The 23,485-nt window shown below is 72.2% G+C and carries 24 protein-coding genes, 1 pseudogene and 1 riboswitch; of the genes and pseudogenes, 10 read left to right on the forward strand and 15 right to left on the reverse strand.

Annotated elements, in window-relative coordinates:
* The first annotated feature begins 40 nt into the window (after positions 1 to 40).
* Positions 41 to 541: a hemerythrin domain-containing protein gene (locus GA0074704_RS19145; RefSeq protein ID WP_088971773.1), complete on the forward strand. Its 501-nt coding sequence runs from the start codon at positions 41 to 43 to the stop codon at positions 539 to 541.
* A 70-nt stretch (positions 542 to 611) separates the two neighbouring features.
* On the opposite strand, the gene GA0074704_RS19150 is transcribed toward GA0074704_RS19145, so the two are convergent.
* Positions 612 to 1,496: a metallophosphoesterase family protein gene (locus tag GA0074704_RS19150; protein WP_088971774.1), complete on the reverse strand. Its 885-nt coding sequence runs from the start codon at positions 1,494 to 1,496 to the stop codon at positions 612 to 614.
* A 225-nt stretch (positions 1,497 to 1,721) separates the two neighbouring features.
* Positions 1,722 to 1,811, forward strand: a riboswitch (ZMP/ZTP riboswitch).
* 18 nt (positions 1,812 to 1,829) lie between these two features.
* On the opposite strand from GA0074704_RS19150, the gene GA0074704_RS19155 reads away from it, so the two are divergent.
* Complete coding sequence (locus tag GA0074704_RS19155; protein ID WP_088971775.1) at positions 1,830 to 3,248, forward strand: glycine hydroxymethyltransferase; 1,419 nt, start codon at positions 1,830 to 1,832, stop codon at positions 3,246 to 3,248.
* A 104-nt stretch (positions 3,249 to 3,352) separates the two neighbouring features.
* Here GA0074704_RS19155 and GA0074704_RS19160 read toward each other — a convergent pair whose 3' ends face one another.
* The 6 genes and pseudogenes from GA0074704_RS19160 to GA0074704_RS19185 form a co-directional block, all read right to left on the reverse strand.
* Complete coding sequence (locus GA0074704_RS19160; RefSeq protein ID WP_088971776.1) at positions 3,353 to 3,604, reverse strand: hypothetical protein; 252 nt, start codon at positions 3,602 to 3,604, stop codon at positions 3,353 to 3,355.
* A 45-nt stretch (positions 3,605 to 3,649) separates the two neighbouring features.
* Positions 3,650 to 5,042 (reverse strand): annotated as a pseudogene (locus GA0074704_RS19165) (aminotransferase-like domain-containing protein).
* The gene (locus tag GA0074704_RS19170) at positions 4,991 to 6,079 is read right to left on the reverse strand and encodes an alpha-hydroxy acid oxidase (protein WP_088973807.1); all 1,089 of its coding nucleotides are present in this window, start codon (positions 6,077 to 6,079) and stop codon (positions 4,991 to 4,993) included. The pseudogene GA0074704_RS19165 and the gene GA0074704_RS19170 overlap by 52 nt, the downstream one beginning before the upstream one ends.
* Complete coding sequence (locus GA0074704_RS19175) at positions 6,072 to 7,082, reverse strand: alpha/beta hydrolase (protein ID WP_088971777.1); 1,011 nt, start codon at positions 7,080 to 7,082, stop codon at positions 6,072 to 6,074. Before GA0074704_RS19175 ends, GA0074704_RS19170 begins: the two co-directional genes overlap by 8 nt.
* A 12-nt stretch (positions 7,083 to 7,094) precedes the next feature.
* Positions 7,095 to 8,315 carry a cytochrome P450 gene (locus GA0074704_RS19180; protein WP_088971778.1) on the reverse strand — a complete coding sequence of 407 codons (1,221 nt, stop codon included), beginning with the start codon at positions 8,313 to 8,315 and terminating at the stop codon, positions 7,095 to 7,097.
* A 61-nt stretch (positions 8,316 to 8,376) separates the two neighbouring features.
* Positions 8,377 to 9,660: an SGNH/GDSL hydrolase family protein gene (locus GA0074704_RS19185; RefSeq protein WP_172880942.1), complete on the reverse strand. Its 1,284-nt coding sequence runs from the start codon at positions 9,658 to 9,660 to the stop codon at positions 8,377 to 8,379.
* A 358-nt stretch (positions 9,661 to 10,018) separates the two neighbouring features.
* Here GA0074704_RS19185 and GA0074704_RS19190 point away from each other — a divergent pair, with 358 nt between their 5' ends.
* Together GA0074704_RS19190 and GA0074704_RS19195 are read left to right on the forward strand one after the other, a co-directional pair.
* Positions 10,019 to 11,617 carry an AMP-binding protein gene (locus GA0074704_RS19190; RefSeq protein ID WP_088971780.1) on the forward strand — a complete coding sequence of 533 codons (1,599 nt, stop codon included), beginning with the start codon at positions 10,019 to 10,021 and terminating at the stop codon, positions 11,615 to 11,617.
* Complete coding sequence (locus GA0074704_RS19195) at positions 11,614 to 12,840, forward strand: MFS transporter (protein ID WP_088971781.1); 1,227 nt, start codon at positions 11,614 to 11,616, stop codon at positions 12,838 to 12,840. Before GA0074704_RS19190 ends, GA0074704_RS19195 begins: the two co-directional genes overlap by 4 nt.
* A 78-nt stretch (positions 12,841 to 12,918) precedes the next feature.
* On the opposite strand, the gene GA0074704_RS19200 is transcribed toward GA0074704_RS19195, so the two are convergent.
* Positions 12,919 to 13,290 carry a hypothetical protein gene (locus GA0074704_RS19200; RefSeq protein ID WP_088973809.1) on the reverse strand — a complete coding sequence of 124 codons (372 nt, stop codon included), beginning with the start codon at positions 13,288 to 13,290 and terminating at the stop codon, positions 12,919 to 12,921.
* 192 nt (positions 13,291 to 13,482) lie between these two features.
* On the opposite strand from GA0074704_RS19200, the gene GA0074704_RS19205 reads away from it, so the two are divergent.
* Together GA0074704_RS19205 and GA0074704_RS19210 are read left to right on the forward strand one after the other, a co-directional pair.
* Positions 13,483 to 14,343, forward strand: a complete 861-nt coding sequence (locus tag GA0074704_RS19205; RefSeq protein ID WP_088971782.1) for a S1 family peptidase — start codon at positions 13,483 to 13,485, stop codon at positions 14,341 to 14,343.
* Positions 14,344 to 14,692: 349 nt separating this feature from the next.
* Positions 14,693 to 15,274, forward strand: a complete 582-nt coding sequence (locus GA0074704_RS19210; protein WP_157743724.1) for an AAA family ATPase — start codon at positions 14,693 to 14,695, stop codon at positions 15,272 to 15,274.
* A 97-nt stretch (positions 15,275 to 15,371) separates the two neighbouring features.
* Here the strand turns inward: GA0074704_RS19210 and GA0074704_RS19215 are convergent, their stop codons facing one another.
* The 5 genes from GA0074704_RS19215 to GA0074704_RS19235 form a co-directional block, all read right to left on the reverse strand.
* A complete protein-coding gene (locus tag GA0074704_RS19215; protein ID WP_088971784.1) occupies positions 15,372 to 15,989 on the reverse strand; it encodes a DinB family protein in 618 nt (205 codons plus the stop codon).
* A gap of 472 nt (positions 15,990 to 16,461) precedes the next feature.
* A complete protein-coding gene (locus tag GA0074704_RS29490) occupies positions 16,462 to 16,890 on the reverse strand; it encodes a hypothetical protein (protein WP_231926564.1) in 429 nt (142 codons plus the stop codon).
* Between the two features lie 3 nt (positions 16,891 to 16,893).
* The gene (locus GA0074704_RS19225) at positions 16,894 to 17,217 is read right to left on the reverse strand and encodes a hypothetical protein (protein ID WP_088971785.1); all 324 of its coding nucleotides are present in this window, start codon (positions 17,215 to 17,217) and stop codon (positions 16,894 to 16,896) included.
* A gap of 358 nt (positions 17,218 to 17,575) precedes the next feature.
* Positions 17,576 to 18,160 carry a GNAT family N-acetyltransferase gene (locus tag GA0074704_RS19230; protein ID WP_197697551.1) on the reverse strand — a complete coding sequence of 195 codons (585 nt, stop codon included), beginning with the start codon at positions 18,158 to 18,160 and terminating at the stop codon, positions 17,576 to 17,578.
* 58 nt (positions 18,161 to 18,218) lie between these two features.
* Positions 18,219 to 18,878 (reverse strand): Type 1 glutamine amidotransferase-like domain-containing protein, encoded by a 660-nt coding sequence (locus GA0074704_RS19235; protein ID WP_088971786.1) that lies wholly within the window; start codon positions 18,876 to 18,878, stop codon positions 18,219 to 18,221.
* A 72-nt stretch (positions 18,879 to 18,950) separates the two neighbouring features.
* On the opposite strand from GA0074704_RS19235, the gene GA0074704_RS19240 reads away from it, so the two are divergent.
* The 3 genes from GA0074704_RS19240 to GA0074704_RS19250 all read left to right on the forward strand — a co-directional run bounded on the left by GA0074704_RS19240 (position 18,951) and on the right by GA0074704_RS19250 (position 20,907).
* Positions 18,951 to 19,358, forward strand: a complete 408-nt coding sequence (locus GA0074704_RS19240) for an MmcQ/YjbR family DNA-binding protein (protein ID WP_088971787.1) — start codon at positions 18,951 to 18,953, stop codon at positions 19,356 to 19,358.
* Positions 19,359 to 19,423: 65 nt separating this feature from the next.
* A complete protein-coding gene (locus GA0074704_RS19245; RefSeq protein ID WP_088971788.1) occupies positions 19,424 to 20,065 on the forward strand; it encodes an HAD family hydrolase in 642 nt (213 codons plus the stop codon).
* A 431-nt stretch (positions 20,066 to 20,496) separates the two neighbouring features.
* Positions 20,497 to 20,907, forward strand: a complete 411-nt coding sequence (locus GA0074704_RS19250; protein WP_157743725.1) for a hypothetical protein — start codon at positions 20,497 to 20,499, stop codon at positions 20,905 to 20,907.
* 362 nt (positions 20,908 to 21,269) lie between these two features.
* Here GA0074704_RS19250 and GA0074704_RS19255 read toward each other — a convergent pair whose 3' ends face one another.
* The gene (locus GA0074704_RS19255) at positions 21,270 to 21,827 is read right to left on the reverse strand and encodes a hypothetical protein (RefSeq protein ID WP_088971790.1); all 558 of its coding nucleotides are present in this window, start codon (positions 21,825 to 21,827) and stop codon (positions 21,270 to 21,272) included.
* Between the two features lie 288 nt (positions 21,828 to 22,115).
* Complete coding sequence (locus GA0074704_RS19260) at positions 22,116 to 22,598, reverse strand: SLOG cluster 4 domain-containing protein (RefSeq protein ID WP_197697552.1); 483 nt, start codon at positions 22,596 to 22,598, stop codon at positions 22,116 to 22,118.
* Positions 22,599 to 22,791: 193 nt separating this feature from the next.
* On the opposite strand from GA0074704_RS19260, the gene GA0074704_RS19265 reads away from it, so the two are divergent.
* Positions 22,792 to 23,475, forward strand: a complete 684-nt coding sequence (locus tag GA0074704_RS19265) for an SGNH/GDSL hydrolase family protein (protein WP_088971791.1) — start codon at positions 22,792 to 22,794, stop codon at positions 23,473 to 23,475.
* The last annotated feature ends 10 nt before the right edge of the window (positions 23,476 to 23,485 follow it).

Below are 23,485 nucleotides of genomic sequence, written 5' to 3' on the forward strand. Positions count from 1 at the left end.
ACCGGAGGGATCACCAGCTGAGATCCCTAGGAGGTCCCCGGTGTCCACCGATGCCATCGTCCTGCTCAAAGAGGACCACAAGGAGATGCGGCGTCTCTTCAAGGAGTTCGGCAAGGCCGAGGACGCTCCGGCGGCGCAGCGGCGGAAGCTGGTCGGCCAGATCATCGAGGCCCTGACGGTGCACACCTACCTGGAGAACGAGGTGATGTACCCCGAGGTCCGCAAGCTGCTGCCGGACCTGGAGGACGACATCCTCGAGTCGTACGAGGAGCACCACGTCGCCGACCTGCTCTGCGCGGAACTGTTCGCCATGGACGCCTCCCACGAGCACTACAACGCCAAGACCACGGTGCTGATCGAGAACGTGCTGCACCACGTCGAGGAGGAGGAGCAGGAGTGGTTCCCGAAGGTGCGCGACGCGCTCGGGCGCAGCCAGCTCCAGGAGATCGGTGAGCGGATGATCGCCCGGCGCCCCGACGCGCCGCGGACCCCCACCGACCCGAAGGCGATCAAGTCGGCGAAGGACGCGGTCACCGCCTGAGGCGACGCACGCGTCGTGGGGACCCGGCCCGGGCCGGGTCCCCGCCGCGTACGGGCCGTCCGTCGGCTGGTCAGAACCGGAAGACGCCCTTGGGCCCGGCGGGCGGTTCCTCGGGTACGGGCAGGATCTGCCGCAGCCGGCCGGGCGGGTTGGGACGGCGGCGCCACTCCCGCGGGTAGCCCACCGACACCTCCTCGAAGCGCACCCCGTCGTGCCAGGTGGTGCGCGGGATGTGCAGGTGGCCGTAGACCATCACCGTCGCGTCGAACCGCAGGTGCCACTCGGCGGTGGCGTCGGTGCCGCACCACTGGGCGAAGATCGGATAGCGCAGGATCGCGGTCGGCTCGCGGACCAGCGGGAAGTGGTTTACCAGCACCGTCGGCAGGGCCGGATCCCGCTGGTCGAGGCGGCGGGCGGTCTCCTCCACCCGGGCCGCGCACCACTGCGCCCGGTCGGCGTACGGCTCGGGGTGCAGCATGAACTCGTCGGTGCAGACCACCCCGGTGCGGTACGCCTCCGCCAGCGCCGCCTCCCGGCTGTCCAGCCCGGCCGGCCGCCAGCTGTAGTCGTAGAGCAGGAACAGTGGCGCGACCAGTGCCGGCCCGCCTGCTCCCCGCCACACCGGATACGGGTCCTCCGGGGTGAGCACCCCGAGTCGCCGGCACAGCGCCACCAGGTGCTGGTAACGCGCCACCCCACGCAGGGGCACCGGGTCGCTCGGCGGGGTCCACAGCTCGTGGTTGCCGGGTGCCCAGACCACCCGGGCGAACCGTCGGGCGAGCAGGCCCATCGTCCACTCGACGTCGGCCACCGTGTCGCCGACGTCCCCGGCGACGAGCAGCCAGTCCCGGGGCGACCGGGGCCGCAGGGACTCCACCACGGCCCGGTTCTCGGCGTACCGGACGTGCAGGTCGCTGATCGCCCACAGCGTGCCGTCGTCCGCCTCGGCCGTCATGGCTGTCGATCCTAGGGGAAGGATCTCCCGGCCCGCCGCCCGAGGGCGGCGGGCCGGGTGCCTCACTTCGCCGGGCCGGGCCCGGCCCACCTGCGGCGGTGTTCCGCCTCCAGCCGGTCCGGGACGGTCCTGCCGGTGGCCAGCGCCCCACCCGGTGCCGTCCAACCGTCGGGCGCCGGTCGCGGAGGTGCGCCGGGGCGGCCCGGGGCCGACCCGCTAGGATCGGCTGCGGGCCGTGACTGGCGCGTGGGGATGGAGCACCATCGGGAAGCGGTCCCGTCACGAGGACGCACGCCGAGCGCCTGGGCCTTCCGCACGTAACCTGGAGGTCGCATGTCGCCGAACGCCGAGTCCACCGCCTTCCGCAGCGCGCTGGAGGTCATCCGCGCCGTCGAGCCGCGGGTGGCCGACGCCATCGGGGCGGAGCTGGCCGACCAGCGCGAGTCGCTCAAGCTCATCGCCAGCGAGAACTACGCCTCCCCGGCCACCCTGCTGGCCATGGGGAACTGGTTCAGCGACAAGTACGCCGAGGGCACCGTCGGGCGCCGCTTCTACGCCGGCTGCCAGAACGTCGACACCGTCGAGGCGCTCGCCGCCGAGCACGCCCGCGAGCTCTTCGGCGCCAGCCACGCGTACGTGCAGCCGCACTCCGGCATCGACGCCAACCTGGTCGCCTTCTGGGCGATCCTGGCCGACCGGGTCGAGTCCCCCGCCCTGAAGAAGGCCCAGGTACGCCAGGTCAACGACCTGACCGAGGCGGACTGGTTCGCGCTGCGCCGGGAACTGGGCAACCAGCGGATGCTGGGCATGTCGCTGGACGCGGGCGGCCACCTCACCCACGGCTTCCGGCCGAACATCTCCGGCAAGATGTTCGACCAGCGCAGCTACGGCACCGACCCGGCGACCGGCCTGATCGACTACGACCGGGTGGCCGAGGCGGCCCGCGAGTTCAAGCCGCTGATCCTGGTCGCCGGTTACTCCGCGTACCCGCGGAAGGTGAACTTCCGGATCATGCGGGAGATCGCCGACTCGGTCGGCGCGACCTTCATGGTGGACATGGCGCACTTCGCCGGCCTGGTCGCGGGCAAGGTCTTCACCGGCGACTTCGACCCGGTGCCGCACGCGCACATCGTCACCACCACCACGCACAAGTCGCTGCGCGGCCCGCGCGGTGGCATGGTGCTCTGCGGCCCGGAGCTGGCCGACCAGGTCGACCGGGGTTGCCCGATGGTGCTCGGCGGCCCGCTGCCGCACGTGATGGCCGCCAAGGCCGTCGCGCTGGCCGAGGCCCGCCGCCCCGACTTCGCCGACTACGCCCAGCGGATCGTCGACAACGCGCAGGCGCTCGCCGACGGGCTGACCCGGCGCGGTGCGAAGCTGGTCACCGGCGGCACCGACAACCACCTGGTGCTGATCGACGTCTCCGGCTACGGCCTGACCGGCCGGCAGGCCGAGCAGGCGCTGCTGGACTCGGGCATCGTGACCAACCGCAACGCGGTCCCGCAGGACCCGAACGGCGCCTGGTACACCTCCGGCATCCGGATCGGCACCCCCGCGCTGACCACCCGGGGTCTCGGGACCGCCGAGATGGACGCGACCGCCGAGCTGATCCACACCGTGCTCAGCCAGACCACCTCCGGCGAGTCCAAGGCCAAGTACGTCCTCGACCCGGCCCTGGCCGACAAGGTGAGCAAGCAGGCCACCGACCTGCTCGGCAACTTCCCCCTCTACCCGAGCGTCGACCTCGGCTGACCCGCCCGGCGCGCTCTCGCGCCCTCACGGTTGATCATGAAGTTAGCGGCGATGTGGATCTCCTCCACTGCCGCTAACTTCATGATCAACGCGGTGAGGCGGGATCAGGTGAGCGGGCGCTTGAGGTGGTAGCGGTGGACCTCGGTGCTGCCCTGGACGTTGTTGACGTCCTCGGCGGCGGAGACCAGCTCCCAGCCCTCCCGGCCGGCCCGGTTGAGGTGGGCGATCGCGGTGTCGGCGTACGCGGTGATGTCGGTGCGGGACCCGTCCGGGCCGTACCAGACGAACGAGACGTGGAAATTGCGGCCCTGCCCCTGGTAGCGGCGGACCAACAGGGCGTACTCCCAAGCGACCATCCGTCCATTATGGTGGCCGGACGTGCCCCCTCGGAACACCAGGGGTCACCGCGGCCAGTCGGCACCCCCGCCGACCAGGGCGGCCACCTCGTCGGCAACCAGCTTCGCCAGCCGGTCCAGCCCGAGGTCGATCTGGGCGGGGGTTACCGCGCTGATCGACAGGCGCAGGGCGTTCACCACGGCCCCGTCGTCGTAGAAGTGCGCCATCGGGGTCCAGAGCACGCCGTACTCCTGCGCGGACCGGTGCAGCAGCGCGTCGTCCACCCCGAACGGCACGGTCACCACCACGAAGAAACCGCCCGCCGGCGCCGTCCAGCTCACCCCCGGGAAACGGTCCGGCGGGAAGCGCCGGGCCAGGCCGTCGAGCAGGTGCCGCAGGTTCCGGGCGTACGCGGCCCGCTCCCGGGTGTTCGCCCCGGCCAGCGAGCAGCCGTGTTCCAGCAGCCGGCCGCCGATCACCGCCTGGGCGATCGGCGAGGTGTTCACCGTGACCATGCTCTTGATCTTGGCTAGCTGGTCGGCGAGCAGCCCCACCGAGCCGTCCGGCGCGGCCACCCGCTGGTCGGCCAGCACATAACCGACCCGCGCCCCCGGCAGCACCGACTTGGCGAACGAGCCCAGATAGACCACCCGGCGCTCGGTGTCCAGGGCCTTGAGCGTCGGCGGCCGGTCGGCGTCCCCGACCGGGAAGAGGCCGTACGGGTTGTCCTCGACCAGCAGCAGCTCCGCCTCGGCGGCCGACTCCAGCAGCCGGCGCCGGTGCGCGGTGTCCATGCTGATCCCGGACGGGTTGGCGAAGTCGGGCATCACGTAGCAGGCGCGCGGGCGCAGCCCCTCGGCCCGGGCCCGGCGGACCTGCTCGGCCAGGTCGGCCAGGTCGACCCCGGCCGGACCGCCCGCCACCGGACGAACCGGCAGATCGACCAGTCGGGCCGCCCCGGTCAGCCCCACATAGGTCGGTGCCACGGCCAGCAGGACGTCGCGCGGGCCGGTGCGCAACGCCCGCAACACCAGGAACATCCCCTCCTGGCAGCCGACGGTCACCACCACCGCCTCCGGGTCGGCGGTGATCCCCTCGTCCACGGCCAGGTTACGGGCGACCAGGTGGTGGACGATGCCCTTGGTCCGGCCGTACTGGAGCAGCGTCCGGCGTACCTGCTCCGGGCCGAGCCCCTGGTCCTCGACCAGGTGCCGGTGGAACCGGTCCAGCCAGCGGTGCAGCGCGGCGACGTCGAAGTACTCCTCGTAGGGCCGGCCGGCCGCCAGCGACACCGCGTCCGGGTAGTGCTGGGCCACCTCGTTGAGGAAGTTCATCGAGTTCAGCGCCGGGTCGTCGACCGAGGCGTGCAGGTCACCGACCGTCAGGTCCACCGGCGTCTCCACCGCTCAGCCTCCTGTCATCGTACGCAGCGCCCGGGCCGCCGCCGGGTCGGCGCAGCCGGCCAGGGTCAGCGCGTCGCGCAGCTCCGCGGCGAGCACGTCCAGCGCGGCCCGCGCCCCGGCCCGCCCGCCGGCGGCCAGCGCCCAGAGCATCGGCCGGCCCACCAGCACCCCGTCGGCGCCCAGGGCCAGCGCCCGCAGCACGTCGGTGCCGCCGCGTACGCCGCTGTCCATCAGCACCTGACAGCGGCCGTCGACCGCCGTCACCACCTCCGGCAGCACCCGGGCGGTCGCCGGCGCGCCGTCGAGCTGCCGGCCACCGTGGTTGGAGACCACCACGGCGTCCACCCCGGCCTGCGCCGCCCGGGCCGCGTCACGCGGGTCGAGGATCCCCTTCACCAGCAGCGCAGACGTGGTCCGGGCCCGCAGCCAGTCCAGGTCTGCCCAGCTCAGGGCGGGTGCGAAGACCGCGCCGGTGTGCGCGGCGACCGCCGACACCCCGGGGACGCCGGCGTGCGCCAGGTCGTCGCGGTCGCCGGGCAGGTTCGCCGCGGCCACGTGCGGCGGCAGGGCGAAGGAGTTGCGTACGTCGCGCAGCCGCCGGCCCAGCACCGGGACGTCCACGGTCACCATCACGGCGGTGGCCCCGGCCGCCTGAGCCCGGTCCAGCAGGTCGCAGACCAGCTGCCGGTCCCGCAGCCAGTAGAGCTGGAACCAGACCGGGCCACCGGCCGCGGTGATCTCCTCGATCGGCACGCTGCTCAACGTGCTGGCCACGTACGGCACCCCGGCCTCGGCCGCCGCGGCGGCCAGCCCCGCCTCGCCGTCGGGGTGCATCAGTTGCTGGTACGCCATCGGCGCCACCGCCACCGGCAGGGCCTGCTCCCGGCCGAGCAGCCGGGCCGTGGTGGCGGGGGTGTCGACGCCGGTGAGCACCCGGGGCAGCACCGCCACCGCGTCCAGGGCCGCCCGGTTGGCGGCGAGCGTGGTCTCGGTGCCGCTGCCCCCGTCGATGAAGTCCCACACCGACGCCGGCAGCACGGCGCGGGCCGCCTCGGCGAAGTCGGCCAGGCTCACCGGTGCCGTGTCAGCCATCGGTGTCCGACCCGGGCCGCCCGGGGCCGGCCGGCGGCGGGTCACCCTGCCCCGCCTTGTCCACCGGGTCGGCGGCGCGCAGCCGGTAGCGGAGGAAGTCGGCGGCCTGGTCGAGGGCGCGTCCGGCCGCGTCGAAGGCGCCGGGCATGGCGAAGAAGCCGTGGATCATGCCCGGGTAGCGGGTCAGGTCGGTGAGCACGCCGGCCTCGCGCAGCCGGTCGGCGTACCGCTCGCCCTCCTCGCGCAGCGGGTCGTGCTCGGCGGTGATCACCAACGCCGGGGGCAGGCCGGCGAGGTCCTCGGCGAGCAGTGGCGAGGCCAACGGGTCGGCGGCATCCGCCGGGTCGGCCAGGTAGTGCCCGCGGTACCAGTCGACCGAGTGCCGGTTGAACAGCAACGGATCCTCCGGTCCCCCGGTGGGCGCCGGCCGCGGTCGCTGGTCGGTGTTGGGATAGACCAGCAGTTGCGCGGCGAGCTGGGGGCCGGCGTCGCGGGCGAGCAGGGTGACCGCCGCCGCGAGGTTGCCGCCGGCGCTGTCCCCGCCCACGGCCAGCCGCCGCGGGTCGGCGCCGAACTCCTCGGCGTGCCCGGCGATCCAGCTGGTCGCCGCGTGGCAGTCGTGCACGGCGGCCGGGAAGCGGTGCTCGGGGGCGAGCCGGTAGCCGACGGTGACCACCTGGCAGCCGGTGGCGTTGGCGAGCCGGCGGCAGATCCCGTCGGAGGTCTCCACGCTGCCCAGCGTCCAGCCACCGCCGAAGAACCAGACCAGGGTGGGCAGCGGGCCGTCGCCGGCCGGCCGGTACACCCGTACCGGCAGGTCGCCGCCGGGCCCGGGGACGTGGGTGTCGCGTACCTCGTGCACCGGCTCGACGGCACCGCCGCCGGCGCGGATCGCGGCCAGGTCGGCGGCGCGGGCCTCGGCCAGCGTCCGGGTGTACAGCGGTGGGACGTTGTCGGCGGCGCGGGCCGCCCGGTACGCCACCACCTGCGGGTCGAGGGACATGGGTGGGTCCTCCTACCGGGTGCCGGTGGTGACGAAGAGCTTGTCGATGCCGCGCAGGAAGAGGCTCCCGCTGTAGTCGGGGGTACGGGTGACCGCCAGCCGGGGGAAGCGCTGGAAGAGCCGGGGCAGCGCGAGCCGGCCCTCCAGCTTGGACACCGCCGAGCCGAGGCAGAAGTGCAGCCCGATGCCGAAGGCCAGCGACGGTGGGCCGGTGCGGTGCGGGTCGAACCGGTCGGGGTCGGGGAACCGGGACGGGTCGCGGTTGGCCCCGGCGATCAGCAGCAGCACGTTCTCGTCCCGGCCGACCGGCACGCCGGCCAGCTCGGTGTCGGCGGGCGCGGCCCGGGCCAGGAAGTGCACCGGGCTCTCCATCCGCAGCACCTCGTCCACGCAGCCCCGGGCCAGCGCGTCGTCGCCGGGCAGCGCGGCGACCACGTCCGGGTGCTCCAGCAGCAGCGGCAGTCCGTTGCTGAACATGTAGACGGTGGTGACGAAGCTGGCGTTGAAGAGCACGATCAGGTTGCTGATCAACTCCTCGTCGGTCAGCTCCATCCCGCCGGCGTCCAGCGCCTCGACCAGGCCGCTGATCAGGTCCTCGCCAGGCCGGCGGCGGCGGTGGGCGATCAGGTCCCGGTAGTAGCCGCGCAGCTCGTCGGCGGCCTGGTTGGCCAGGGCGAGGCGCTGCGGGGTCTTGCCGGCGACGTCCATGAACTCGTCGATCCAGTCGACCCGCTGCCGGTACCAGGCCAGGTCCGCCTCGGGCAGGCCGATGAACTCGGCCATCACCAGCGCCGGTACGGGGTAGGCGAAGTCGGCCACGAAGTCGACCTCCGCGCCGCCGGCGCCGGCCTCGGCCATCGCGTCCAGCCGCTCGCCGACCACCCGCTCGATCACCGGCTCCAGCGCGCCCAGCCGGCGGGGGGTGAACGTCCTGGCGAACACCGCCCGCATCCGGGTGTGGTCAGGCGGGTTGACGAACATCATCGACGAGTTGAAGGTCCGCAGGATCTCCTGCTCCTGCCAGCCGGGCGGGGCCTGCTTGTACCACTGCGGGTCGCGCAGCACCCGGTCGACCACGTCGTAGCCGGCGGCGACGGCGACGACGCTGCTGTGCTCCGACCGGCGCGGGATCGCCCCGATCGGGCCGTGCTCGTGCAGGGCCGCGTACCACGGGTAGGGGTTCTGCCGCCCCTGCTCGCTGTACAGGCCGGTCAGGACCTCATCGAACTCCACGCCTCGTCCTCCCCAGGATCGGTGGTGGGGCGGCGCGCCTGCGCACGCCGCCCCACCGGTGTCACAGACCGAGCAGTCGCAGCGGCACGGCGTCCGCCATCGCCTGTGCGCCGGCGTCGTTCGGGTGGATGTGGTCCCCCGCGTCGTACGCGGGCAGCAGCCGGCTGGGCCGCTCCGGGTCGCGCAGCACGGCGTCGAAGTCGATCACCCCGTCGAACTCGGCCGCTCCCGCCCCGCGCAGCCACGCGTTGACGGCCTGCCGGGTGGCGTCCTTCTCCGGCGTCCACACCCCCGGGCCACCGTTGCCCTCGTAGGGGGTGATGGTGCCAACCAGGCTGGTCAGGCCGCGGGCCTTGACCTGCTGGTTGAGCTGCCGCAGGGTGGCGATGATCGCCTCGGACGAGTCGTCGGACATCCAGATGTCGTTGATGCCCAGGTGGGTGACGACGGTCCGCACGCCGGTCTGCGGGAAGACGTCCTCGTTGAGCCGGGCCAGGGCGTTCGGGCCGAGTTCGTAGTAGCCCGGGAAGCCGCCGGCCCCGGGCTCGGTGCCCTCGTGGTTGAGCCGGTTGCCGGAGAGGCTGAGGTTGAGCACGCCGGGGGTGCGTACGTCCGGCCGCTTGTCGATCAGCCGGGCGGCGAGCAGGTCGGGCCAGCGCCGGTCGGCGTTGACGGTGCTGCCGTTGCCGTCACCGATCGAGTCGCCGAGCACCACCACCGAGCCGGGGCTCATCCGGCGTTCCACGTCGATGCCGGACAGGAACATCCAGCAGCAGTCGATCTTGCGGGTGAACTCGGTGCTGGTGGCGACCGTGGTGAGGTCGGTCTGGCCGATGAAGTTGGTGGCCCGGGCCTGGCCGTGGAAGGTGACCGGGCCGGTGAGCACCGGGAAGAACAGGGTGACGACCAGGTCCTCCTGCTCGCCGACCGGGAAGTCCAGCGGGTCGCTGACCAGCTCGGCGCCCTTGTTCATGGTGGCCGAGGTGGCCCCGTTGAAGGTCAGCTCGTGCACGGTGGTCGTGTCGATGTCGGAGCGGTCGTCCGGCGTCGTGGTGTCCGGGCGGGCCACGGTGGCGTGGCCGACCTTGACGGCCTGCTCGCCGTAGAGGTTGGACAGCCGGATGCGGACCCGGTCGCCGCCGACGGTGGTCTGCACGTTCATCCGGATGCTCTGGTTGTTCAGGCCGGTGTTGGTCAGCCCGACGGTGTTGCCCCGGGTGACCGCGGCGGCCCAGCTGCCCGCCCACTCGGTGCGCCCGTGCCGGGCGGCGTCCAGGTCGGCGGGGCCGGCGCTGGCGGTGACCGCGGGGGTGACCGCCACCAGCAGGGTGGCCGCGGAAGCTATGAGTTGCCATCTCTTCGGGGTCGACATTGAACCTCCATCGTGGGCAGCCCGGGGCGCCACCCATTGACGGCGCCGTCCGGACGATGGGTCAGAAACCTAGCCGCCGGTCGTGACGAGCGTCAATCGACCTGATCGACGTGATCAAATGTCCTGGGGGCGGGGTGGCACACCGTTCGGACCCTGTGCCCGGTCGGCGCGGCCCGCCTAGGCTCGCAACCGGCGGCGGTGCGGTCGCCGTTCGGCGCACCCTTCGTCGCGCCCGGCTCCGGCCTGCCCGCCGCGTTCCCGGCGGTCGGCCGTAGGGCCCTGACCAGGGCGTACGCCGGTTCCGGTGGCACGTCGACGAAAGGGGCGCGCGATGACCGACCGACCGAGCTCGTACGTACACCGGGCGTTGGAGCTGTTCGCCGGGTTCGGCGACCGGGAGGCGCTGGTGGGCGACGGCCGCCGGCTGACCTACGCCGACGTGGCCGCGGAGGTCCGGGCGACCGCCGCGGCCCTGCACGGGCTGGGGGTCCGGCCGGGCGGCGCGGTGCTGGTGATGCTCGGCAACGCCGTCGAGGGGCCCCTGGTGCAGCTCGCCCTGCACCTGCTCGGGTGCCGGACGATGTGGATCGCGCCGGTGACCTCCCGCCGGGAGATCGACGAGTTCGTCCGGTTGGCCGCCCCGGAGTCGTTCCTCTACGACGCGCGCACCGGGGACGGGCTGGGCGCGGAGCTGGCCGCCGGGCTGGCCGGCACGCCGGTGTTCCGGCTCGGCGGCGACGGACCGGGCGTGGACCTGGTCGCCGAGGTGGCCGCGCGGCTGGCGGCCGGTCCCGTCGCGGACCCGGCGGAGGGCCCGGCGCCGGAGTCGTTCCTGCAGACCAGCGGGACCACCGGCACGCCGAAGCTGGTGCACCACCGGCAGAGCTTCTACGACCAGATCCTGGTGCTGGCCGCCGAGTTCCGGGCGGCCGGCTTCCCGCTGCTGCGGCACCTGTCCCACTCCCCGATGTGGCTGGCCAGCGGCCAGATCACCACCCTGTTCAACCTCTTCACCGGCGGCGTGCTCTTCCTGCGCCAGCGGTGGGATCCGGCGGCGTTCGTCGCCACGGTGCCGGCCGAGCGGATCAACTCGACCTTCGTCACCCCGCCGATGCTCTACGAGGTGCTCGACCATCCGACGCTGGACGGCGCCGACTTCTCGACCATGTTCATGTTCAACGTGGGCGCGGGGCCCGCGGCGCCGGCCCGGCTGCGCCAGGCGATCGCCCGCTTCGGCCCGTGCCTGCGCATCGTGTACGGGCTCAGCGAGGCCGTGGTGATCTGCGCGCTGCCCGGCCTGACCGACGACCCGGAGCACCCGGAGCGGCTGCGCGCCTGTGGCCGGCCGTACGGGGACGTGGCGGTGGAGATCCGCGACGCCGACGGCTCGGTGCTGCCGACGGGGGTCGACGGCGAGGTGTGGGTGCGGACCAAACTGAGCTTCGCCGGCTACCACGGCCAGCCGGAGCTGACCGCCGAGACCCTGGTCGACGGCTGGGTACGCACCCGCGACGTCGGCCACCTGGACGCCGACGGCTACCTGTACCTGGTGGACCGGCTGGCCGACCGGATCCTGACCCGGCAGCGCAGCTGGCCGATCTACTCCCGCCCGGTCGAGGACGTGCTGGCGGGGCATCCGCAGGTGCGGGCGGCCGCGGTGATCGGGGTGCCGGACCCGGTGGCCGGTGAGCTGCCGTACGCGTACGTGGTGCCGGCTCCCGGCGCCACGGTCGACGGGGACGAGCTGATCGCGCTGGTGACCGCCGAACTGAGCGAGACCTGGGCGCCCGGTGCGGTGGAGTTCGTCGACGAGCTGCCGTTGAACCGGTCGGCCAAGGTGGACAAGCTCGCCCTGCGGGCCCGGTACGCGGCCACCCACGGCGAGGACGGCCGGCCGCTGACCGGGGCGGCGATCGGCAGCCCGGCGTGACGCCGCGCCGCCAGCTCTACACCCTGGTCGGCGCGGACCTGATCACCAACCTGGGCACCCGCATCTCGATCGTGGCCATCCCCTGGCTGGTGCTGGAGACCACCGGCAGTCCGACGAGGATGGGGCTGGTGGCCGCCGCGGAGGCCCTGCCGTACATGCTCTCCAGCGCGCTGGCGACCCCGTGGGCCGACCGGTTCGGGGTGCGCCGTACCTCGATCGTGGTGGACGCGGCGAGCGCGGCGGTGGTGGCGGTGGTGGCGCTCGCCCCGTGGTTGGGGTTCGGCGCGCTGGTGGCCCTGGTGGCGGTGGCCGGCGCGCTGCGTGGCATCGGCGACCGGGTGAAGCACGTGATGTTCCGGCCGGCCGCCCAGCGGGCGGGGGTGCCGCTGATCCGGTTGACCTCCGCCTACGACGGGCTCAGCCGGGGCATCACCCTGTTCGGGGCGGTGCTCGGGGGCCTGCTCATCGACTGGGTGGGGGTGACCCGGGCGATCTGGATCGACGCCGGCACCTTCGCGGTCTGCGCGCTGATCGTCGCGCTGCTGGTGCGCCCGGCGACGGTGGCGGCGGAGCCGGCGCCCCGGGAGCCGTACCTGGCGGCGCTGCGCGGCGGCTTCGCTCACCTGCGCACCGACCGGTCGCTGCTGACCATGCTGCTGGTGGTGTCGGCGTTGAACCTGTTCGCCAACGCCAGCATCGCGGTCTACATCCCGCTCTGGGTGGCCGAGGTGCTGGCCGACCCGGCGGGGATCGGGCTGCTGCTGGGGGTCTTCGCCGGCGGGGCCCTGCTGGGGAACCTGTTGTTCACCGTGGTCGGTCCGCGGCTGCCGCGCCGGCTGCTGTTCGCCCTCGGGGTGGCGTTGAGCGGCACGCCGCGGCTGCTGGCGCTGGCGCTCTCCGACCGGCTGGCGGTGGTGGTGACGGTGACGTTCCTGTCCGGGGTGGCGATCGCCGCGGTGAACCCGCTGCTGGGGGCGGCGCTCTACGAGCGGGTGCCGGAGGCGCTGCAGACTCGGGTGCTGGGGATCGCCGGTTCGGTGGCCTTCCTGGGCCTGCCGGTGGGCGCGCTGCTCGGCGGCGCGTCGGTGGACCTGTTCGGGTTCACCCCGGCGCTGCTGGGGATGTCGGTGGCCTGCGTGCTGCTGACCGTCGTGCCGCTGGCCGCCGTCGGGGACACCGAGCGCCGCCCGGCGGCGCAGCCGGCGGAGCCCTCGCGGGTATGACCGCCGTGCCCGCCCCCCGAAGCGACGGGCTCGTCCGCCGGTGGGACGTCGCGGCCACGCCGCCGGGGTTCCGGTCCGTCAGGAGGAGGCCTGCGCCGACCCACCCTGCCGTTCCTCGCCGGTGTCGAAGAAGCGGGTGAGGTACTCCTCGGGCGGCAGGTCGCTGTCACGCATCAGCGAGTACACCTCGGTCCCGTGGCCCGGCGGCTCGACGAGGCGGTAGGCCTGGGCGAGCCCGGCGTATTGGAAGGAGATGTCCTCGGTGTACTCGGCGGCCTCGGCCTCGGCCTCGGCCAGAGCGATCGCCTCGTCGAAGCTGCCCGCCCGCCAGAGGGTGAGGCGCTCCTCGTAGACGAACGGGGCCTCGTCGCCGCCGCGGAAGACGCAGCGGACGGCGTACCACTCCGCGCCCGCGTCACCGGTTGGGCCGGAATCGTCCTCGGGGTCCACGGCCGGCAATCTACCGGAGCGAATTTCCGCAGGTCGCCGCGCCGACGCCCCCTTGCACACGACATCGATCTGTGACGATACTCATGGGCAACGTCGTCAGCGGTGACACATCGCCGGCACGGACGAACGCGCCCGCCGACGGCCTCACCCGGGACCTCTCCCCCGGTCCCGTGACTCCCTGAGGAGGAGACAGTGAGGATCACCCGTACGCCCCGCCGGATCCAGCTGCTGGCCGCCGCCGTCGGCCTCGCCGCAGTCGGCACCTTCACCCAACCCGCCGCCGCGGCCCCGCAGGTCACCTACAGCGCCACCGCTCTGGCCGCGGTCGCCGACGCCGTCCAGCAGTCCGGCGTCGACGGCATCGCCTGGCACGTCGACGCCACGTCCCGACGGGTCGTGGTCACCGCCGACAGCACCGTCTCCGCGGCCGACGTCGCCGCCCTCAAGCGGCAGGCCGGCACGAAGGCCGGCGCGCTGCGCATCGACCGGGCTTCCGGAGTGTTCCGGCCGCTGCTGTCGGCCGGCAACGCCATCTACGGCGGCGGCTACCGCTGCTCGCTCGGCTTCAACGTGGTCAGCGGCAGCACCTACTACTTCCTCACCGCCGGGCACTGCGGCGACGTGGCAAACACCTGGTACACCGACTCCGGGCAGAAGACCCTGATCGGCCCGACCGTCGGCTCCAGCTTCCCGGGCAACGACTACGCCCTGGTCCGCTACGACAACACGTCGCTGAGCCACCCCGGCGGCTACACCGCCGCCGACCCGTACGTCGGGGAGTCGGTGAAGCGCACCGGCTCGACCACCGGCACGCACAGCGGCACCGTCACCGCCCTCAACGTCACCGTCCGCTACACCGGCAGCGGCACCGTCAAGGGCATGATCCAGACCACCGTCTGCGCCGAGCCGGGCGACTCCGGCGGCCCGCTCTACGACGGGACCAAGGCGCTGGGCATCACCTCCGGCGGCAGCGGTGACTGCCGCACCGGCGGCACCACCTTCTACCAGCCGGTCAAGGAGGCCGCGAGCGCGTACCGGGTGACCGTCTACTGATCGACCCGACGGGGCCGGTCCGGGGTGACCCGGGCCGGCCCCGTCGACGACTCGACCGGGCACCACTTCGACCGGGTCGCCCCAGCTCATCGACCCTGCCGAGCCCGTTGGCGAGAACTGCTGCGATAGCTTCGGCCAGGCCCACCCACCTCGCGCCTGCAAGAAGCGGCCACGTCGCCGCGATCGGGTCCCCGCACCTAGATCGTTGACCGGTAGTTCTGGGCAGGTCGTCAATGGTCGTAGGTGTCCTCCGTCGGCTGATCTACGCCTCGGCGGGGCGACCGCAGGCGGTCGTCACCGGGTAGGCTCTCGACACCTCGGCCCCATGATCCGTTCGGAGGTTCCAGTTGTGGCCGACGACCACCTGCCGGCAGATATGACCAGCAATGGGATCGTCGTTTTCTCAGGCCCTCCGTGCTCGGGTAAAAGCACGGTCGTCAAGGCGATGGCCTCTCGGCCCGGACGGAGGCACCTGGAGGTCGACGCTCTTTTCGACCTCCTCTTTCCTGCGTCCGACAGGAACCGCGACGACCGCATGGGGGCCTACGACGGCGCGCATCTCCTGGCTCGGATGCTCGTCGATCGGGGACAGACTGTGGTCCTTGAATGCACCTATGCGCGTCGGGATCAGCGTCGCAGCCTGCTGAGAGCGTTAGCCGGCTCCCCTGCGCCGCTATGGATCGTTGAGTTCTTCGTGGCTTCTGACGAGGCAGTGACCAGGTTCCGGGCGCGGCGTCAGGCCACGGATCTCGACGAGGATCTCGTCCGCGAACGCGCCGACGCCTTCCCTTACTCCGACCAAGCTCTCCGCGTGGAGTCGTCCTTCGGGACACCGCAGGAACAGGCTGGGCGCATCCTCACATGGCTGGAGCAGGGCCCTCAGCCAGTAGACCGGAAGGCGTGGGCGCAAGCCGGACGAGATTGGACCTGACAGAACCCCGGCATCTACGGAGCTACGTGCCTCCCTGAGGTGGGCGGCCCGGTCCCGACCGGCGCGGCTGGTGGGCGGGGGTGAACCTCCCGGAGTATCACGCAAACTCCTGTTCCAGGATGGCCAGGTCGCGGTCGGCGAACTGCACGTGCGCCCACTGGTCGCTGAAGATGACTTGCAGGCACTTGACCGCCGTACGTTCGGCGGCGGCAGACTCGTCGATGCCGAACTCGGTGCCGTTGGTGGTGAACGATGCGGGCACGCCGATCGGATGGAACGGGTTCGGGCGAAGGGCCGCCGCGTGGCCATACCAGGCGTCCACGACGAAGATCGTGTGGCGCAGGGTTTGGGCGAGCGACCATTCGTCGTTCACTGATCTGTGGACGGCTTCCTCTGGCAGCACGCTTGCGCGTCGCAGCGTCGCTTGCCACAGCTCCTCGATGACATCCACCGCATCGCGCATCGTCTCGGGTGTGGTTGGCTGCAGTCGAAGCCGTTCGGGGTGCAGGCGATCCAGCTCGGCCTCGATCAATGGCATGACCTCCACGCCGTTGACGCGCAGGCCATCGATCGCCCCGTCGATGTCGGCGTCCAACAGCAGCACGCCACGCATCCGGGCGCCGCTGAGATCCACCTCGCGGAAGGTTGCGCTGGCCATTGACAGGTCGATGAACTCCGCACCCTCGTAGTCGGGCTGCTGCACGAATCGCGCCATCGGCACATCGTAGGGGCCCGGTACGGCAAGACCAGCAAATCAAGATCCCAGCATTGGGCTGCCTGGAGGTTTCCGGACAGGGGTTCCATTCGGGACCATTGGCCGGGAGCGGAGGAGATAGTAGTGGCACGAGTGAAGAGGAGAAATACCGGTCAACGATCTAGTCGAACCGCCGAGACTCGCTGTCGGTCGACCCACTCAGCTCTGGAGCGAGCAGCAGCAGACGAGCGGGCGGGGGCACAGTAGGGTCAGCCGCCGCTGCCAGCCGTGCAGCCTGCTCCCACTTCATCTTGCTGCGTGCAGGTAGAAAAGCCTTGATCGCACGGACGAGTCCTCGCATGACGCTGAGACTGGTAGCTCAACCATGCTTGAGGTCAAGTTCGCGTGGTCAGGATGCCTGGCCGATGACGCGCAGCTACCGGGGCCGTCGACTTGTCGGGGCCACCAGGACAACGGGGACGAGTAAAGGGAGTCAGGAAAGGTTGCTCTCCTGTCCGGCCTCCATTCGGTCGGCCCGACGCTGCATTTCCGCGGCTATGTCGTCCCAGTCGGGACCGAAGGCGTGCAGGTCGGTGGCCGCGATCCGCAGCAGCTCGACATCGGACGGGCGCTGCAGACAGGCCAGCCGGAACGCGAGGTTTCGCGCCCAGGGCGGCAGGCCCATCCAGTCCTCCTCCAGCATCACCTTCAGCATCGCCACGATCTCGTCGGCCGACGCGAAGGTGACCACCTCGACATACGCACTGGCCACGCGCTCGCTGTAGCGCCGGCCAGCAACGAGCCGGGCCAGTTCGAGCAGCGACATCAGCTCGGGGGCGTACGGTTCGGCGTCCGCGGGCCCCTCGGGGCGGTTCCTTCTGCCCATGGTCAGCAACGACCGAAGCCAACCCGTCGTCTTCACAACTCACCTGCTACCCGTCTGCGGCTGCCTGAAGAACTCGCGGAGGAGTCGGCAGAGGTTCGAGATGGCCCGCCCGTGGCTGCAATCGGTGGTAAGGCGGCCCGCCGTGGCACCGTCACCGAACGTCTCCACGAGCGCCAGAGACGAGAAGGCGAGGCTGCTGCCACCGTGGCGAGCGGACATCCACTCCTGGAAGGCCGCCAACTCGCCCCGGCCCCGCGCGAGGTCAAATCCCACCAGTAGTGAAAAAGCTTGGTCGTACGTCGGCCGCCCGACGTACAGACCCAACCTGTGCTCCACGTTCCAAAGGATTTCCTCCCGGCCCACCGAGTCATTGTGTCCGACCGTGACCGCACCGGTGTGCAGGGATGAACGGCCACGACCGGCGGCAGATCGGCGTCGAGCGACGCGACGATGTCGGCCCCGTCGGCACACCGCCATGATCCTCCTGACCGGACCCGCATCGCGCGGCCCGGTGCGCGTCACGTGGGGGCACCGTCGTCGGCGACCTCCGTCGTCCAGGCATCGGAGAGCTTGATCGACCAACCATCGCCCATGGACATCCACACAGCACCCGTGTCACCGGTTCTTCCTTCGACACGGGGCGGGTGCCCTGTCGGCACCGGGCCGCCACGCAAGCCAGCGATCGGATCATGACGTGGCGGCAATGCCTGATGCGGACCGCTCACCTGGATCGAGCAGAGGGCGGGATCGGGGGCCGCTGACCGAGCCATTGCTCGGCGCCCCAGGCCTGGAACCGCTCCACCTCGGCGAACCCCAGCTTCGCCGCGAGGCGCATCGAGCCGACGTTGGCGGTCTGCGTGGTCAGGACCACCGGCTCACCGGGGAGGACACCGTCGAACCAGGCGAGTGCCCCCGAGCATGCCTCGGCGGCGTACCCGGATCCCCAGGCTCTCGGCAAAAACAGGTAGCCGAGATCGGCCTTGCCGACGGCAGCCGGGCGACGGTGCCCCGTCGCCCTCCGGAGCAGGATCTGGCCGATCATCGCCCCCTCGAGATCGACGACGAAGCTCCCGGGCCACCGCTCGGGCACCTCGGGCAGCTCGCGCTCAAGCTCCGCTCGCTGTCGGGGCCCGCCGAGGTACGTGTGCACCTCCGGCGATGCCAGCAGCTCGACGAACGTTGCACGGTCCCGGGCCTCGGACGCGCGCAGCACGAGCCGTTCCGTCCGGATCGGGGCGGGCGGCCAGCCGACGGGTCCGAGATCAGTCATGTCGGCCAGCCAATCAGCAGCCTCGGCAGCAATCAAGACCCTGCACCGCCCTGTCCGTCGACCCGGAACCGACGTCACGGATGCCGGGTGGTCGCTACCCGAACTTCTTCCACTGTCCCTCGGAGACCACCTCCACCGAGCCGTCGACCACCTTGATGGCCGTCTGTTCGTCGATGGCGTAGGCCGGACCACCGATCTCGGCGGCCCACCGCGCCGCGTGGGTCAGGGTGTTCGTCGGGAAGAGGTCCAGGTGCGGGAAGATCGAGAAGTCGACGACTCCCAGCGTGCGGTCGTCCGGCGCGGCCGGCCACTCGACGAAGTACGTCCCGATCCGAGACGTCATCACCATGCTTCCGGCACTCACCCCCACCCAGACCGTGTCGGGCAGCGTCGGCAGCAGGTCGGCCAGCCCGGACTCCCGCATCCAGTGGCAGAGGTACGTCGCGTCGCCGCCGTCGACCAGGAGGACGTCGGCCTCCCGAACCCAGGCAACCCAGCGCTCCGCACCGATGGTGGGCAGGGCGGTGAGTTCGAGGACACCGAGTGACGCCCAGCCCAGGCCGGACAGGTGCCGGAACCTGGGCTCGGCGGCCACGAAGCCCCGTACCGACGTCGGGCCGCACATCGGGTGGCCCCACTGCGCTGTCGGGATGCAGAGGGCGTGGCACTCGGCGACCGGCTTGCCGAGGAGTTGCACGAGCGCCGAGTGGATGCTGGGGTTCGTGACGCCGCCGGACGTCAGCAAGAGCTTCACCAGAGCAGTATGGAACCTCGGCGGGCACCGGACGTGCCCGAAACGTCGGTGGCGCGGCGTAGGGTCCGGCCCATGGCAACCTGGGACGACGTACGCCGGATCGCGCTCGCCCTGCCCGAGACCACCGAGCGGGGGACGTACGACGACCTGCCGGCCTGGCGGGTGCGGGACAAGCCCTTCGTCTGGGAGCGGCCGCTGCGCCGCCCCGACCTCGACGCGCTCGGCGACGCCGCGCCCACCGGTCCGATCCTCGGCGTCCGGGTGCCCGACCTGGGCGCGAAGGAGGCGCTGCTCGCCGACGACCCGGAGGTCTTCTTCACCACGCCGCACTTCGACGGCTACCCGGCGGTGCTGGTCCGGCTCGACCGGATCAGCGTCGACGAGCTGACCGAGCTGGTCACCGAGGCCTGGTACGCGCGGGCCCCGAAGCGGCTCGCAGCCGAGCTACGGGCGCAAGGGGCCGAGCGCCCACGCCGGTAACCCTAGTTTCCGACCCTCGATCCCCGCCCCCGAGGATCCGTCGGACAGGACCTAGCCTCGACGCCATGGCAGAGACACGGCAACCGGTGGCCGGCATCGTCTTCGACATGGACGGCACCCTGATCGAGTCGCACCGGGTGGTACCCGCGGCGTACCGCGCGGCCGTGCTGGACGGGGGCGGTCCGCCGCGCTCCGACGCCGAGGTGATCGCGGGCTACCGGCTGGGCGCGCCGGTCGACCTGCTCACCCACCTGCTCGGGCGGCCGGCCACCGAGGCGGACCTGGCCTGCTACCACGAGCACCTGGCCGCCCGCGCCGAGCTGGTCACCGTCTATCCCGGGGTGGCGGAGCTGCTCGCCGAGGTGGCCGGCCGGGTCCCCGTGGGCCTCTTCACGGGTGCGAGCCACCGCTCGGCCGAGATCCTGCTCGGCAGCGCCGGGCTGCTCGGCCACTTCCGGGTCGTCCTGGGCGGGGACCAGGTCGCCCGCCCCAAGCCCGCACCGGACGGGGTCGAGCTGGCCTGCCGACGGCTGGGCGTGGCGCCGGCCCGCACAGCGTACGTGGGTGACTCACCACTGGACCTGCGGGCCGCCGAGGCCAGTGGCGCCCTCGCGGTGGCCGCCGCCTGGGGGCACATGCACGATCCGATGGCGCCCGCCGACGTCACCGCCGACCATCCCGCCGACCTGCTGGCCCTGACCGCCTGACTCCCGAGTCCCTCCACAGTCGCGCTGAGGGACCGGCCTACCCGCCCACCGGCCGCCCACACAACGCGGAGACGGGCCTCCGGGCTGCGCGAATTCGCGGGCGGGATCGAGCCGACCGACGCCCTGCCAACCACACGGGCGGCGCTGCGTCGCGCCCTGATGATCCGTGCCGTCCATATCGCAGATCGGCGGGTCCGTCGCAAGGGTTCGGCAAGGACGCCGCAAGGAATCGGCAGGGCGCGGTCGCCAGGATCAGACCTGTGCCTCTCGACGGGGCCGAATCGATGGGGGCCCTGGGGCTCCGCGGGCAGGCCCGCGGATCGGAGTGCCGGGGCCGGCCGAGGAGGGAGAGGGAAATGGGCGGGAAATGGCTGTCGGCCATGGGGCTCAACTCAGGGATGGTCCCTGGAACCACAAAGCGAGGAGGAAGCGTGAAGCGCATGCGTGTGATGGCCGCCGTTGCCATCTCCGTTCTGGGGGTCACCGCGGCAACGCCTGCGGCCGCGAGTGCCGCGCCCACCGGTCCGGGCAGTTCTCAGCCGGAGGTCGCGTCGAGCAGCGACGAGATGGGGACGCAGAGCTACTCCGACTGCCCGTACGGCCGCGCGTGCCTGTTCTACTGGGAGAATGGCGGAACTCCCCTGTGGTACGCCCCGAGCTGCGGCTGGCACACTCTTTCCGACTACGGAGTCCAGAACTGGGCGCGCTCGATCCGCACCCAGGGCAACCCGGTCGACGTGTACTTCTGGGGGAAGACGAATTCGCCTCAGCGCGTACCCGCCTGGACTCAGGGTGGGCTCAACTACTGGGATGAGGCGGACGAGATCTACGTCCGCTGCTAGATGAGTCATCCCGACGCTCCGATGGATGCCGAGCTCCGCCAGCCCTGTCGGTGGCGGAGCTCGGCCCCCTTTCGGCCGGAGCACCCGCCGGGGCGGCGGTGAGCCGTACTGGACGAGCCAGCTCTCGGCCAATCCGATCGGTGGTGTGGTCCGACAGCTGATGTGCGACGCACGTCAAGTCCGGCCGCTGCCGAGCGGCTTCCGCCCGTGTCCACACCTTCTGAACCGTGCGGCTGTCCAGCCACCCGGTACAGCCGAGCCGGCTGACGAACACCAGTAGCGAGCGGCAGCCGACAGGCCGAGCGGGTCACGGCGGCCACCAACGCCGGCCGACAGCGGTCTTGATCTTTGCAGGGCAGGGGCTAGAGCTTTCCGGATGGTTGGACGGTCCGGTGGCCCAACCGGTTGGACACGGCGGCGACGAAGCCAGGGTCGAGCATGGGCCAGTTCCAGAACTCGAACCCCAGGTACCCGAAGCCCCAGGGCGGGCTCCATCGCCACTCGTTGATGCCGACAGGCTCGCCGCAGTGTCCGCATGCGCGCACGCCGGTCCCACCCATGCACCACTCGTCGACGACCGGTGAGAAGTCGCTCCAGGAGTCTCGATCCTGATCGTCCACCACGACCGCCTCGCAGCGGGGGCAGACGACCTGGTCGACGCCCATCGAGTAGAACACCGACTGCCCCGTCACCACGCGGAACCCGTTGGTGGCAAGTCCGGGCAGGTCGTCACAGGGTTCGACGGTCGCAGCGGCGTAGTCGGGTCCGGGCCGGTGCCCATGGTCGCCGAGGATGCAGAGCGTCGGTTCGGCCGCGACGATGCCCTGCTCGACCAGCCACGACAGCACCTCGGCCCCCAGCTGGTCAGCCTCTTCAGGGGTCGCTTCGATGTCGGCGATGGTTTCGAACCATTCGCTCACCGCTCACTCCCTCCGCGCACCGTCAGGGGGACATCCTGACAGCAACGACGGACACCAACGGACTCGACAGGACCGAGCGGGACGCCGACCGGCATGCGACAAGCGCAGAGGCCGTCGGCCCCCTCGCCGAGGCGACGGACCAGAGGGTCTGACCTGGCAACCACGCGGGGAAGCCACCCGCGCGAACGGAACCGGACGACCCCGGACCGGTCCAGGTGTCGAGAGCGTGGCGGCCAGGCCGAGGCGGACTTTGCCGAACGGCTGCGGAGTGGTCTCGGGGATCCCCCGTCAACCGGTCGGATGCAGGGCCACCCGGACGGCTTCCTCGGGACTGCCGACGTGCTGTGGACCGGGCACCGGTCCACCGTCGACGTCGAGGACGCGCCAGCCGCCGAGGACCACCACCGGGATGCCACCGCGCCGCACCGCGAGGGCCACCTCGCTGAGGGTGCCCCACGAGCCGCCGACGGCGATCACCGCGTCGGCGCTCCACACCAGCACCGCGTTGCGCGCCTGCCCCATGTTCGTCACCACGCTCGCCGAGACGTCGGCGGGACCGGGGTCGGAGCCGTCGTCGGGGCGTACCCCGATCACCAGGCCGTCACGGGACCGGGCGCCGGCGGCGACCGCGGCCATCACCCCGCCACCATCTCCGCACAGGACGGTGACACCCCGCTCGGCGAGCAACTCCCCCACCCGCCGGGCGTACGCTACCTCGGTCGCCGTCGCGTCCGCCGGCCCGCAGACCGCCACCTGCACACTGGCCTCCATTCTCGGCATTGTCCCCCGCGCCCGGGCAGATGGTCGGCAGGTGGTCGCGTCCCTGGGAGATGCCGGCGCCCGGATGGCCACGCATCGTCGGCCGCCCGCCGCCGGGAAGGGTCGGGCGGGTCGCACCGCAGGCCGTCCGCTCGCCCCGTCCGGACGCTGCCGGGCGGGCCGCCCATCGGCTACCGTGCCGGACATGGCATCGACGCTTACCGAATCGACGGACCCCTTCTGCCTGCGCTGCGGGGAGAGCGCCGAGCTGCTGCGCGGGCATCCGTGGCGGCGGTTCGTGGTGCTGGGCGACAGCGTGGCCGAGGGGCTGTGCGAGCCGGTCGACGGCTACCCGGACCTCCAGTGGGCGGACCGGATCGCCGCCGAGCTGACCGCCGCCCGCCCCGGCCTGGCGTACCTGAACCTGGGCCGGCGCGGGCTGCGGGCGCACGAGGTCCGCGCGGCGCAACTGGCCCCGGCGCTGGCCTTCGGCCCCGACCTGGCGTTGGTGGTCTGCGGCGGCAACGACGCGTTCAGCCGGGCGTACGACCCGGACGCGGTCGACGCGGAGCTGGCCGCGATGATCGGCGAGCTGCGGGCGGCCGGCGCCGAGGTGATCACGGTCGGCATGTTCGACGTCTCGCACAGCCCGGCCGTGCCGCCCGCCCTGCGCGCCGGCCTGGGCGAGCGGATGCGCCTGCTGGCCGACCGCACGGCCGCGCTGGCCGACCGGCACGGCGCCCTGCACGTGCACCTCACCGACCATCCGCTGGTCGCCGACCCGTCGCTCTACAGCAGCGACGGCCGGCACGGCAGCGCCCGCAGCGACGCCATCGCCGCGGCGGAGACCGTCCGCCGCCTCGGCGCCCGCCTCACCGCGGGCCGCTGACCCCCTCTAC

It is taken from the genome of Micromonospora siamensis (genome assembly GCF_900090305.1).
GTDB classification, from domain to species: Bacteria; Actinomycetota; Actinomycetes; order Mycobacteriales; family Micromonosporaceae; genus Micromonospora; species Micromonospora siamensis.

Coding starts and splice junctions, on each gene's coding strand:
- GA0074704_RS19170 (WP_088973807.1), bottom strand. CDS start 6,079: ATGGCTGACACGGCACCGGTGAGCCTGGCCGACTTCGCCGAGGCGGCC.
- GA0074704_RS19215 (WP_088971784.1), bottom strand. CDS start 15,989: ATGGCGCGATTCGTGCAGCAGCCCGACTACGAGGGTGCGGAGTTCATC.
- GA0074704_RS19155 (WP_088971775.1), top strand. CDS start 1,830: ATGTCGCCGAACGCCGAGTCCACCGCCTTCCGCAGCGCGCTGGAGGTC.
- GA0074704_RS19260 (WP_197697552.1), bottom strand. CDS start 22,598: ATGGAGGCCAGTGTGCAGGTGGCGGTCTGCGGGCCGGCGGACGCGACG.
- GA0074704_RS19190 (WP_088971780.1), top strand. CDS start 10,019: ATGACCGACCGACCGAGCTCGTACGTACACCGGGCGTTGGAGCTGTTC.
- GA0074704_RS19245 (WP_088971788.1), top strand. CDS start 19,424: ATGGCAGAGACACGGCAACCGGTGGCCGGCATCGTCTTCGACATGGAC.
- GA0074704_RS19160 (WP_088971776.1), bottom strand. CDS start 3,604: ATGGTCGCTTGGGAGTACGCCCTGTTGGTCCGCCGCTACCAGGGGCAG.
- GA0074704_RS19265 (WP_088971791.1), top strand. CDS start 22,792: ATGGCATCGACGCTTACCGAATCGACGGACCCCTTCTGCCTGCGCTGC.
- GA0074704_RS19240 (WP_088971787.1), top strand. CDS start 18,951: ATGGCAACCTGGGACGACGTACGCCGGATCGCGCTCGCCCTGCCCGAG.
- GA0074704_RS19175 (WP_088971777.1), bottom strand. CDS start 7,082: ATGTCCCTCGACCCGCAGGTGGTGGCGTACCGGGCGGCCCGCGCCGCC.
- GA0074704_RS19150 (WP_088971774.1), bottom strand. CDS start 1,496: ATGACGGCCGAGGCGGACGACGGCACGCTGTGGGCGATCAGCGACCTG.